8 protein-coding genes are annotated in these 12,541 nt (G+C 65.4%); 5 read left to right on the top strand and 3 right to left on the bottom strand.

Going from position 1 to position 12,541, the window contains the following annotated elements:
* Positions 1-11: 11 nt before the first annotated feature.
* Positions 12-326, top strand: a complete 315-nt coding sequence (locus tag P0Y59_15285) for a metalloregulator ArsR/SmtB family transcription factor (protein ID WEK02590.1) — start codon at positions 12-14, stop codon at positions 324-326.
* Positions 323-829, top strand: a complete 507-nt coding sequence (locus P0Y59_15290; GenBank protein WEJ98307.1) for an SRPBCC domain-containing protein — start codon at positions 323-325, stop codon at positions 827-829. The genes P0Y59_15285 and P0Y59_15290 overlap by 4 nt, the downstream gene beginning before the upstream one ends.
* A 167-nt stretch (positions 830-996) precedes the next feature.
* On the opposite strand, the gene P0Y59_15295 is transcribed toward P0Y59_15290, so the two are convergent.
* From P0Y59_15295 to P0Y59_15305, 3 genes are all read right to left on the bottom strand, one after another.
* Positions 997-4,581 (bottom strand): M1 family aminopeptidase, encoded by a 3,585-nt coding sequence (locus P0Y59_15295; protein WEJ98308.1) that lies wholly within the window; start codon positions 4,579-4,581, stop codon positions 997-999.
* Positions 4,582-4,586: 5 nt separating this feature from the next.
* Positions 4,587-5,465, bottom strand: a complete 879-nt coding sequence (locus P0Y59_15300) for an ABC transporter ATP-binding protein (protein WEJ98309.1) — start codon at positions 5,463-5,465, stop codon at positions 4,587-4,589.
* A 206-nt stretch (positions 5,466-5,671) separates the two neighbouring features.
* The gene (locus P0Y59_15305; protein ID WEJ98310.1) at positions 5,672-6,604 is read right to left on the bottom strand and encodes a LysR substrate-binding domain-containing protein; all 933 of its coding nucleotides are present in this window, start codon (positions 6,602-6,604) and stop codon (positions 5,672-5,674) included.
* Positions 6,605-6,738: 134 nt separating this feature from the next.
* Between P0Y59_15305 and P0Y59_15310 the strand changes: the two genes are divergently transcribed.
* Genes P0Y59_15310 through P0Y59_15320 form a run of 3 tightly spaced genes read left to right on the top strand, consistent with a single transcriptional unit; the run spans position 6,739 to position 12,536 of the window.
* Positions 6,739-9,936: an efflux RND transporter permease subunit gene (locus P0Y59_15310; GenBank protein ID WEJ98311.1), complete on the top strand. Its 3,198-nt coding sequence runs from the start codon at positions 6,739-6,741 to the stop codon at positions 9,934-9,936.
* Positions 9,929-11,113 carry an efflux RND transporter periplasmic adaptor subunit gene (locus P0Y59_15315; GenBank protein ID WEJ98312.1) on the top strand — a complete coding sequence of 395 codons (1,185 nt, stop codon included), beginning with the start codon at positions 9,929-9,931 and terminating at the stop codon, positions 11,111-11,113. Before P0Y59_15310 ends, P0Y59_15315 begins: the two co-directional genes overlap by 8 nt.
* 10 nt (positions 11,114-11,123) lie before the next feature.
* The gene (locus P0Y59_15320; GenBank protein ID WEJ98313.1) at positions 11,124-12,536 is read left to right on the top strand and encodes an efflux transporter outer membrane subunit; all 1,413 of its coding nucleotides are present in this window, start codon (positions 11,124-11,126) and stop codon (positions 12,534-12,536) included.
* Positions 12,537-12,541 lie beyond the last annotated feature (5 nt).

Consider the following 12,541-nt stretch of genomic DNA (forward strand, 5'->3'; position numbering starts at 1 on the left):
CGGCGGCCGCGATCGACCGCACGCTCGCCGCGCTTGCCGACCCCAACCGGCGGCGCGTGGTGGAATTGCTGCGCGACCGGCCGCATCGCGCCGGCGAACTGGCCGAAAGCGTCGGGCTGAGCCCCGCCGCGCTCAGCCGGCACCTGCGCACACTCAAGGCGGGCGGGCTGATCGAGGAAGTTCATCCTGATTATGATGCGCGGGTTCGTATCTATGCGCTGAAGGCAGGGTCGATGGCGGGGCTCAAATCCTGGGTGGACCAGACCGAACAGCTCTGGGCAGACCAGCTCGCCGCGCTCAAGGCGCATGTCGAAAAATTGCCATGAGTTCGCGTGTCATGGTCGCGCTACGCATCGCGGCAATGCCGGAGCGCGTGTTCGAGGCTTTCACGCGCGATATCAATTCATGGTGGCGGCCCAACCCGATGTTCCGCTTTACGCAGGCCGGCCCCGGCATGCTCTCGATCGAACCGATGGTGGGCGGGCGCTTCACCGAGACCCAGGCCGACGGCACCGAGTTCGAGATCGGCAAGGTCACGCACTGGGAACCGGGCGTTCGGCTCGGACTGACCTGGCGCCAGGCGAGTTTCGTCGACGACCAGTCGACTCTGGTCGATGTGCGCTTCGAAGCGATCGGCGCGGAAACGCGTGTCACGGTCGAGCATCTCGGCTGGGACAGCATCCCGGCTCCACATGCGGCGCGCCACGGCATGGTCGGCATTCAGTTCCTCAAGCGCCATGGCGAGTGGTGGCGGGATCTGCTCGCGGCGCTGAAGGCCGACCTCTCCCCGCCCCGATCGGGCATGCCTCGACACTCCGACAGGCGGTAACAACAAAAAAACGGGCCGGTCCCGAAGGACCGACCCGAAAAAGTTTTAGGAGAGGATGCCTGAAAGGCCTGATCGTTGTGCACCGCAGCACGATTGACCGCAAGTGCGTAAAGTCCCGTAGCGATTGTCCCTGATGCAATCAGGTTCGGCAGGCGGCCTCTCGACGCTCACCCCGTCGTCGCGATGACATTGTCTTCGGAGTTGCGGTCGATACGGATATTGTAGGGGTCAGTGCCCGCAAAGGCCGGCTTCCTTGCCGTGACCAGCTTCACGGTCTGCGTCCCGGTCCTCAAAGGCAGGCGCTGGAGAAGCAGCACGTCCTTCTTCGCGAACGCACCGCGCCCCGGCATTGCCGTGAACAGGCCGAATTCCGCCTGCTCGGCCATCGGTGCCTCGGTCTCCTTGCCCTTGCCGTCAGCATAGAGCTTGTGGGCCTCGACCGTCAGGGTGGTTTCGAACCGGCCGTCGGGCAGCTTCTTCACCACGGCACCTTTGGTCTTGATGTCGTAAAGCGAGATGCGTTCGAACAGGTCGGTGATCAGCGCCTGCTCCTCGGGGCTGGCGCCTTTCCGGAACTCGGCGATCAGGTCTAGCGAGCGCGGATAAGGCGCTCCCTTGAAGCGGAAGCGTTCGAGATACCGCTTCAGCGCCGCATTGACGCGTTCCTCGCCCAGCGCATCCTTCAGCCGGTACATGACCAGCGATCCCTTGCGGTAATGGATATATTGCTGGTTCTCGACGCGGTAGAGCGGCAGTTCCTCGATCACCTCGCCGCCCCGCGCGCGCAGATAGCGGTCGAGCTCGAACTTCAGGAAACGACGGATCTGGTCGCGGCCGTAAAGCTTCTCCATCACCATCAGCGCTGAATATTGCGCCAGCGTCTCCGTAAGCATCGTCGCGCCCTGCATGTCGGCACCGATCGCCTGATGCGCCCACCATTGATGGCCCAGTTCATGCGCCGTGACATAGGTGACATAGTCGATCTTCTCCGGATCGGAGAGATCCGCGATGAAGCCGATGCCTTCCGAATAAGGCATGGTGCCGGCGAACGCCTGGGCGAACTGGGCATAATCCGGGAACTCGATGATGCGCGCCTGCCGGAACTGATAAGGGCCGAAATTCGGCTGATAATAATCGAGCCCGTGCGCGAAGGCTGCGAGCATACGATCGACGTTCCGGCCGTGGCGGGCATCGTAATAGACCGACAGGTCGATGCCGTGGTGCATCACATGCTTTTCGACATAGCGCGCCGACTGGACCGAATAGAAATTCTGGATCGGGGCATCGACGACGAAGCGCGCGGTGCGACGGCCGTTCGCGGTCCTATCGCTGACCTTGTAGCCGGGCGCGATCGGCGTCTGGCCGGCATCGGTGGTGACGGTGATGTCAGTCCTGATCCAGTCGGTGCGGAGCTGGCTGAAACGCGTCGCGGCCATATCCTCCAGCTTTGCCGGCCGAAGCTCGGGCGGAAGGCCGTATTTGCGGCGCTTGGTCCGGTCCTGCAGCATGCCGTTCCGGTCCATGCCGATCGTCGGCACGAATTCGAAGTTATTGACGAAGGTGCCGTTCTGCACGACCCGCGTATCGTTGCCGCTGTTCCGGAAGCCGCGCTGGGTCCGCTCGCTACTGAAGGTCAGGCTGGTCTCGCCGCCCGGCGCGAGCGGCGCCGCGAGCCGGTAGATGCGGTACTGGAATTTCGGATAGTCCCGCGCCAGCGTCGCGCCTGGAATAACAATCGAACCGATCTTCGTCACCCGATCGTCAAGACGGACGTGCACGTCGCGGATCGGCCCGGAGGTCCGGTTGACGAGGGTCAGAATGCCCTTTGCAGTGAGGCCGGGCTCCTGCGGACGCAGGTCGACCGCGACGCGCGCCGCCGCGACGGAGAGCTGGGGCAGCTTCTGGTAGGGCAGCAGCGTCTTTTCATATTCTGCCGTGAAAGCGTCGTCGGAGACGGGCGTGCTGTACCTGTTCCAGACATGGGTGTTGATGAAGATGTACACCCCGCTCGCGACGAACACCGCGAGCGCAACCCCGCCAACCAGCCCGGCCGTGCCGGACAGCCGGCGCGGGAGGCGTTTCAGCCGTGGCCGCAGCCGGGTCTCGGTGCCGCGCCGCCAGAGCGCATGGGCCAGCACCAGCAGGATCAGCGCGAACGCCGACCAGTAGAGCCGCAGCCAGTACGCCCCGATCCAGAAACGCCCCTGCCCGTTCATGTCGGACAGCGGCACGCCCGGGATTTGCCCGTAATTATAGAGCGCATCGCCGAAGCCGAGATTGCGCAGCGTGACCCGGACGATGATGAAATAGAACACCATCAAGCCCCAGCCGAGATATTTGTTCGGGCTGAGCGCCTGGATGAAGACGGCAAGCACCGCGATCAGCGTGAAGCCGATCGTGTCGGGCAGCACGTACCAGAGGAGATATTTGCCGAGCTCGACGTCGGTATAGCCGTGAAGCAGCTGTGCCCCGAGGCCGGCAAGCACGCTGACCAGCAGGGTCGAGAACATCACCAGCAGGACAGCGAGCGCCTTTGGCACCACATAGGCCCAGTCGGGAATCGCCGACGCATCGATGATCTCATGGATCTTGCGGTCGCGCTCGCGCCAGACGAGTTCGCCGGCATAATAGATCGCGATGATCACCGGGATGATGCTGAAGGACCCTTCAAGCAGGCCGATCACCACGCGCGTCACCGGCAGCACCGGCGTGCCGAACAGCTCGCCGATATCGACCATCGCGCCGGCCGCGTTGAACAGGCCGAGCGCCATCAGGACGAAGAAGGCCGGGCTCTTGAACACCTGGCCGAGCTCGAGCGCGGTGCGCACGCGGAGCTGGGCGAAGGCGGTCGCTCGACCGAAGCTGGGTACCGGCAGGGGACCGGTCGGACCGGTCGGCGCGCGCGCCTCGACCTGCTGCTGCAGCCTCAGTGCGCGCCTGCTCGCCTTTGACGGCCTGGTACCGAAACTGAAGGTGGCGACCGCCACCGCCAGCGCGCCGAGGCCGATCGCGACGACGACGGCGCGGTTCCACAGGAACATGCCGTCGATCGGCGGGACGAGCGTGTTGCGATCCGCCGCCGTCCAGTATTTGGTCGCATAGGAAAAGGCGCCCACGCCGAACGGCTCGCCATAGGCCCCAGCCAGTTCATAGGCCGGGTTGCGATCGAGCACGATACTGGCGATCGTCCACAGGATAAGGAACCCGACGACACCGAGATAGGTCGCCATCATCGACCGGGTTGCCGTCGCAAGCGCGAAGAACAGCGCCGAGGTGAGCAGGAGATTCGGCAGCCCGACCAGCAGGAAGGGCATCGCATAATAGGAGAACATGTTCGGGCCGAGCACCTCGCGGTCGACCCAGGGCATGAAGGTGCCGATCCAGATGCCGGCCAGAACGGCAAGGAAGCCAAGCGCGGCGGCCACATAGGCGCCGGAATAGCGGCCAAGCAGATAGGCGGTTCGGGTGATCCGCGTGGCGCGCACGATCGGGCCGAAGCCGGTCTCGTCGTCGCGCACGACCACATTGGCGACGAATGCGGTCGAGACGAACATGTAGAAGATCGACATGATCATCACGATCTGCGCGATCGCATAGGGGGCGTTCTTGTGGACGTTGCCCCCCGACCCGATCTGGAGCTGGTCGATCGTGGTCGCGCCGAAGCCGCACAGGAAGAAGGTGACCACCGCGACCCAGAAGACCGGATTGCGCAGCTGGTAGCGGAGCTCGAAGCCGAAGATGCCGCGGAACATGGGCGTCAGGCCGCGCGGCGCGAGGTGTCGAGCGTGGAGAAATAGACATCCTCAAGCCCCCCCGATACCGGGTGAAAACCGGCACCTGGTGCGGCATCGGCAAGGACATGGATGACCGTCCGCCCGGCGAAGAGGCGCGTCGATATCACGCGGTGGCGCTCGCGATATCCCTCGAGTTCCTCACGGTCGATGGTCTTTTCCCAGATGCGCCCCTGAGTCGCCGCGATCAGATCGAGCGGCGCGCCCTCAAGCAGGATTCGTCCCCCCGCCAGCACCGCCATGCGCGGGCAGAGATCGGCCACGTCCTCGACGATATGAGTCGACAGGATCACCACGACGCTGTCGCCGATCTCGCCGAGCAGGTTGAGGAAGCGGTTGCGCTCCTCCGGGTCGAGACCGGCGGTCGGCTCGTCGACGATGATCAGCTTCGGCCCGCCGATCAGCGCCTGGGCGATGCCGAAACGCTGGCGCATGCCGCCGGAGAAGCCGGCCAGCGCCTTTTTGCGCACGCCCCAGAGATTGACCTGATTGAGCAATCCCTCGACCGTCGCCTTGCGCTCGCCGCGGCCGGAGATGCCCTTCAGCACCGCCATGTGATCGAGCATGTCGTAGGCCGACACGCGCGGATAAACGCCGAAGTCCTGCGGCAGATAGCCGAGCGTCCGGCGCAATTTCTCCGGCTCGGCGATGACATCCAGCCCGTCGAAGTCGATACCGCCCGATGTCGGCGTCTGCAGGGTCGCGACCGTGCGCATCAGGGTCGACTTGCCGGCGCCGTTGGGGCCGAGCAACCCGAACATGCCAGGCGGGATGGTCAGGTCGACGCCGTCCAGCGCCACCGTGCCGTTGCCATAGACATGGGTGAGCTTCTCGATCTTCAGCATGGATTCCCTCCGGTCGGAGCAAAGCCTATCAGGTGTATTGCACTTGTAAAGCAGCAAGAGAACAGTCGCGAAGATGCAAGGAGGCGAAAGTTAGACGTGTCGTCCTGGTCAGCCATCCGGAGGGCTTCAAGGAGAACCTCTTCAAGCGGCAACGCAGTCAATTCCGATGCTGCGCGTTCCGGATCGCGAACTACTAAGCGCGTGCTTTACAGCCCATTCCGGGGCGGGTTTTTCTGTTGCGAGACCTCCGGCCCCGATGCTTCGAGAATGTCGAGGAACTGCCGCGCGACCACGCCAGCGGCATTCTTCGCGCTGAGTATCCAGAGCGAGGAGATCGCCTTCTTGTCGCGCAGCGGGCGATAGACCAGCCCGGCCGGCTGGAGCGCGCGCAGCGATTCCGCCAGTACCGCCGTGCCCAGTCCGGCGACGACCAGGCCGAACAACGTCGATATCTCGCGAACGTCCTGCGCCATGACCGGCTCGACGCCGACCTCGTGCAGCATGTCGAGGAAATGCCCGGCGAAGCTGCCCTTCTGCTCGCTCGAATAGAAGATCATCGGCTCGCCGTGCAGGTCCTTGAACGACAGGCTGGTCTTGCGGGCAAAGCGATGGTCCGATCGCATCGCGATATAGAGCCGTTCCTCAAGCACGCGTGTCGCGACGATACCCGGCGGCACCAGCGGCGGCGTCGGACTGCGCAGGAAGCTGATGTCGATCTCGCCGGACGCGAGCTCGGCGACCTGCGCGCCCGGTGAAAGTTCGAGCAGCTCGATCCGCATCTCCGGATAGCGTTGCCGGAAATCGAAGATCGCACGGGCAACCGCGGGCACGAACGGCGCCGAAGGATTGAAACCTACCGTGAGCCTGCCGAAATCGCCCCGCGCCGCGCGCTTCGCCACGTCCACCGCATGTTCCGCCTGAGTCAGGGTGGCGCGGGCCTGATCAAGGAAGACCCGGCCCGCCTCCGTCAGCACCACCTTGCGACTGCTGCGTTCGAACAGGCGCACGCCAAGTTCATCCTCAAGCGCCCTGATCTGCTGGCTGAGCGGCGGCTGCGACACCCCCAGACGCTGTGCCGCGCGCCCGAAATGCAGTTCGTCGGCGACGGCGACGAAATAGCGCAGGTGGCGAAGCTCCATGATCGATATGTCGCACGTCTTGATCCGGGGTCAAATCATATTGGACGCAAGTGCAGCAAAAGCTCATTCGGCCGCCAGAAGACTCAGTCGCATTCCCTCCCCGGGACCCGGAGATCCGCCATGATCGGACCCAAATGATCGGTATCGTCAAGGTAGCGCTGGCACGTCCGCTGACCTTCATCGTCATGGCCATCCTGATCGCCATCGTCGGCGTGCTGGCGGCGGCGCGCACCCCGGTCGATATCTTCCCCGAGATCCGGGTGCCGGTGATTGCCACGGCCTGGAACTATGCCGGCCTCTCGCCAGAGGACATGTCGGGCCGCATCATCACGCCATATGAGCGCATCCTGACGACCACGGTCAACGATATCGACCATATCGAGAGCCAGTCGATGCCCGGCATCGGCATCGTGAAAATCTATTTCCAGCCGGGCGTCGACATCCGCACCGCCACCGCTCAGGTGACATCGGTATCGCAGACGGCGGTGCGGCAGATGCCAGTCGGCACCACGCCCCCGCTGATCTTGAACTACAACGCCTCCACCGTGCCGATCCTTCAGCTCGCGCTGTCGGGCAAGGGGCTGTCCGAAGGGCGCATGTTCGATCTTGCGCAGAACAATATCCGGCCTGCGCTGGTGACGGTGCCCGGCGCCGCCATCCCCTATCCCTCGGGCGGGCGCTCGCGCCAGATCCAGATCGACATGGATCCCCAGGCACTCCAGTCAAAGGGGCTCTCGGCGCAGGACGTGACCAACGCCATTGCCGCGCAGAACCAGATCAACCCGGCCGGCTTCGTGAAGATCGGCGGCTATCAGTACACGGTGCGGCTCAACAATGCGCCGGGATCGATCGAGGAGCTCAACGCGCTGCCGATCAAGGTGGTCGATGGCGGCACCATCTATATGCGCGACGTCGCCCATGTCCGCGACGGCACCGCACCGCAGACCAACGTCGTCCATGTCGACGGATCGCGATCCGTTCTGATGACGATCCTGAAGAACGGCGCGACCTCCACCCTGGCGATCGTGCAGGGAATCAAGGACGCGTTGCCGGGCGCGCAGGCGAGTTTGCCGGATGCCTTGAAGATCGTGCCGATCGGCGACCAGTCCCTGTTCGTAAAGGCGGCGATCAACGGCGTGATCAAGGAAGGCGCGATCGCGGCCGCGCTGACCAGCCTGATGATCCTGCTGTTCCTCGGGTCGTGGCGGTCCACCGTCATCATCGCCATTTCCATTCCGCTCGCGATTCTCGCCGCGCTGATCGCGCTGGCCGCGACGGGCCAGACGCTGAACATCATGACCCTGGGCGGGCTAAGCCTCGCGGTCGGCATTCTGGTCGACGACGCGACGGTGACGATCGAGAACATCAACTGGCACATGGAACAGGGCAAGGGCGTCATCCCCTCCATCCTCGACGGCGCCGCTCAGATCGTGACGCCCGCCTTCGTCTCGCTGCTGTGCATCTGCATCGTGTTCGTGCCGATGTTCTTCCTGCCGGGAGTCGCCGGTTTCCTGTTCGTGCCGCTCGCGTTCGCCGTGGTATTCGCGATGATCGCGTCGTTCATCCTGTCACGCACGCTTGTCCCGACCATGGCGATGTTCCTGCTGAAACCGCATGCGCCCGGCCATCTCCACGAGGCGGGCAGGCCGGATTCGCGCAACCCGCTCGTCCGTTTCCAGCGCGGGTTCGAGGCGCGGTTCGAACGCATCCGCACCGGATATGGCGCCTTGCTTGAACGCGCGCTCGGCTCCGGCCGGCGCTTCGTGATCGGCTTCCTGGCAGTCGTGGCGGTGTCGTTCCTGCTGGTGCCGTTCCTCGGACAGAATTTCTTCCCGTCGGTCGATGCCGGGCAGATCACCATGCACGTCCGGACCCCGGTCGGCTCGCGCATCGAACAGACATCGGCTGAGTTCGATCGCATCCAGCGCCGCATCCGCCAGATCATCCCGGCGCGGGAACTGGTCTCGATCGTCGACAATATCGGCCTGCCGTTCAGCGGCATCAATGTGATCTACAATAATTCCGGCACGATCGGTCCGCAGGACGGCGACATCCTGATCCAGCTTTCGAAGGACCATGCGCCGACGGCCGACTATGTCCGCAAGCTGCGCGAGGCGCTGCCCGGCGCCTTCCCCGGCACGACCTTCTCCTTCCTGCCCGCCGACATCACCAGCCAGATCCTGAATTTCGGCGCGCCCGCGCCGATCGACGTTCAGATTGCGGGCGGGCGGGATCAAGCCGCCAACTATGCCTATGCGCGCAATATCCTGCGCAAGCTCCAGACCATTCCGGGCGTGGCCGACGCGCGCATCCAGCAATCGGCGCGTTATCCCGAGATGCGCGTCGCGGTCGACCGCAGCCGGATCAGCCAGTTCGGCCTGACCGAGCGCGACGTGACCAACGGCCTGTCGGGCGCGCTCGCCGGATCGGGCCAGACATCCCCGGTCTTCTACCTCAACCCGGAGAACGGCGTGTCCTATTCAGTCGTCGCGCAGACGCCGGAATATCAGGTCGGATCGCTCAGCGACCTGCAGAACATCCCGATCACCGGCACCGGCCATGCCGGATCGCAGGTGCTTGGCGGCATCTCCACCCTCGTGCGCGGAAACGCGGCCGCGGTCGTCTCCCATTACAATATCGCGCCATCGATCGACATCTTCGCGACCCCTAATGGCCGCGATCTCGGCGCGGTGGCCGGCGACATCAACCATGTGCTGAAACAGATGAAGGCGCAGGCACCCAAGGGCGTGACCGTCACGCTGCGCGGCCAGTACCAGACGATGAACACCGCCTTCTCCGGCCTGTTCTTCGGCCTGATCGGCGCGATCCTGCTGATCTACCTGCTGATCGTGGTGAACTTCCAGAGCTGGCTCGATCCGTTCGTCATCATCACCGCCCTGCCCGGCGCGATCGCCGGCATCATCTGGATGCTGTTCATCACCGGCACCACGCTGTCGGTGCCGGCGCTGACCGGCGCGATCATGTGCATGGGCGTCGCCACCGCCAATTCGATCCTGGTCGTCAGCTTCGCTCGCGAACGGCTCGCCGAGCACGCCGATGCGACGAAGGCAGCACTGGAGGCGGGGATGACGCGGTTCCGCCCGGTGCTGATGACGGCACTCGCCATGGTCATCGGCATGCTGCCGATGGCGCTCGGACTTGGCGAAGGTGGCGAGCAGAACGCGCCACTGGGCCGCGCCGTGATCGGCGGGTTGATCGTGGCGACGATCGCGACATTGATGTTCGTGCCGGTGATCTTCAGCATCGCCCATCGCCGGGATGCCGAAAAGGCAAGCAAGCGCGCCGCCGCGCTGGAGGAATCGCATGCTTGAAACCCGTATCGATACCGTTGAATCACGGCCCAGGAACAATTTGCGCCTCTTCGCGATCGTCGCCGTGGCGATCGCCTTGCTGGTTGTCGCGTTCGGCATCTTCAGCCGGATGCGCGCCGAAAGCAGCCTGACACGCTGGACCGATGCACAATCGACCCCGGTCGTCACGATCATCCGCCCGACGGCTGCCGAAAAGGCCGAGGCGCTGACCCTGCCGGGGAGCGTCCAGGCCTATAACAGCGCGGCGATCTATGCCCGCACCACCGGCTATATCAGCCGCTGGTTCGTCGATATCGGCGATCCCGTGCGCGCCGGGCAGGTGCTCGCGGTGCTCGACGCGCCCGAGGTCGACCAGCAGGTCGCCGCCGCCCGGGCCGACCTCCAGACCGCCCAGGCCAATCGCGCGCTCGCCCAGTCGACCGCCACGCGCTGGAACAATCTCCTCGCGAAGGACGCGGTGTCGAAGCAGGAGACCGACGAGAAGATCGGCGATCTCGCCGCCAAGACCGCGATCGCCAACGCGGCGAACGCGAACGTCCGCCGGCTCGGCGCGCTGCAGGGATTCACTCATCTGGTGGCCCCCTTCTCCGGCGTGGTCACCAGCCGCTCAACCCAGATCGGCGCGCTCGTCACCGCCGGCACCGCCGCCTCGACCCCGCTCTTCACCGTCGCCGATATCGGGCGGATGCGCATCTATGTCCGCGTGCCCCAGCCCTATTCGGGCGCTTTCCATCCCGGCCTTCACGCCTCGCTTAACGTTCCCGAATATCCGGGGCGCGATTTCGACATCCAGCTCGTGCGCAGCGCCGGCGCGGTCGATCCGCAATCGGGCACGGTGCTGATGGAGTTCCAGGCGGCGAATGGCGACAAAGCGCTGAAGCCAGGCGCTTATGCCCAGGTCAAGCTGCCGCTCGGCGCGGGCAGCCCGGGCGCCGGCGTCCGTCTGCCGCCGAGCGCGATGATCATCGGCGCGAACGGCACGCAGGTCGCCGTGATCGGGCCTGACGGGAAGGCCCTGCTCAAGACGGTCACGATCGGCCGCGACAACGGGGACAATGTCGAGATCAGCGCCGGGCTCAGCGCCAATGACCGCGTGATCGACAACCCGCCCGACTCGCTCCAGACCGGTGATGCCGTGCGCACGACCAGGCCGGGGCCGACCCGTGCGGCAAGCTGAGATGGGTAGCGTGTCTCTTCCAAACCCTCCGCTGAAGAGAAGGGGATTTATAGCCGCGCTCCTTGCAACCACCCTCACCGCTTGCTCGCTGGCGCCACCCGAAACGCTCCCGCCCAGCCCTGCAGCGCCGGCCTATAAGGAACTTGGCCCATGGGGGCCTGTCGCCGCGACGCCGCCCGAGGCAGGCAAATGGTGGACGTTGTTCGCCGATCCGACGCTCAACGATCTTGAATCCCGGATCGAGTCGGCCAATCCGGATCTGGCCGCGGCCGTCGCGCGCTACGACCAGGCCCGCGCCGCGCTGCGCGAGGCAGGCGCGCAGGCGCTGCCCCGCGTTGACGCCGGCGCGCTTGCCGAACGCTCGCGCGTCTCCGCCGGGCGGCCCTTCGGCTCCGGCGCCGCGGTGACCGATAACGACCTGCGCATCGGCGCTTCGCTTTCCTACGAGATCGACCTGTTCGGCCGGGTGCGCAATTCGATCAAGGCCGGCGCGGCCGATGCCCGCGCCAGCGCACAGGATCTCGCCGCCGTGCGGCTCGGCCTCCAGGCGGCGCTGGCCGATAATTATGTGCGGATGCGCGGGCTCGATGCGCGCATCACCCTGCTCAGGCAGACGGTCGAGGCCTTCCAGCGTGCCTATGACCTGACCGACACGCGACATTCGGGCGGCATCGCCTCCGGCATCGACGTCAGCCGGGCCGCCTCCATCCTGTCGAGCGCAAAGGCCGAACTGTCCTCCGTCGCTGCGGATCGTGCCGCGCTTGAACACGCGGTCGCGATCCTGGTGGGCGAATCCCCCTCCAGCTTCTCTCTGCCCGTATCCGGGGCCCCGGTCGCCCCGCCGGCGATCCCCGTCGGCGTACCGTCCGACCTGCTCCAGCGCCGTCCCGACATCGTCGCCGCGGCCGAGCGCATCGCGGCCGCCAACGCCCGGATCGGCGTCGCGCGAGCTGCGCTCTACCCCTCGCTCAGCCTGGGCGGGGCCGGCGGATTCGAGGCAGGCAACACGAGCATCTTCAGCGCGCCGAATGCTTTCTGGGCACTCGGGCCGCTGTCGGCTGCTTTGTCGATCTTCGACGGCGGCGCGCGGCGCGCGCGGGTGAAAATCAGCCGGGCGCAATATGACGAAGCCGCCGCCAGCTATCGTTCGACCGTGCTGACCGCCTTTCGCGAAGTGGAGAACGATCTCGCCCGTGCCCGCCATCTTGTCGTGCAGGAGACCGATCAGCAGAACGCGACGACCGCCGCCGAGCGCACCCGCGACCTCGCCCTGATCCGCTATCGCGACGGCGCGTCGGATTATCTGGAGGTGGTGACGGCCCAGACCGCGGCGCTCGACGCGCAGCGCTCCCTGCTCGATGTGCGCACCAGCCGGTTGCAGATCGCGGTGGCGACGGTGCAGGCGGTTGGCGGGGTATACTGAGAAGC

The sequence above is a fragment of the Candidatus Sphingomonas phytovorans genome (genome assembly GCA_029202385.1).
In the GTDB taxonomy this organism is placed as follows: domain Bacteria; phylum Pseudomonadota; class Alphaproteobacteria; order Sphingomonadales; family Sphingomonadaceae; genus Sphingomonas; species Sphingomonas phytovorans.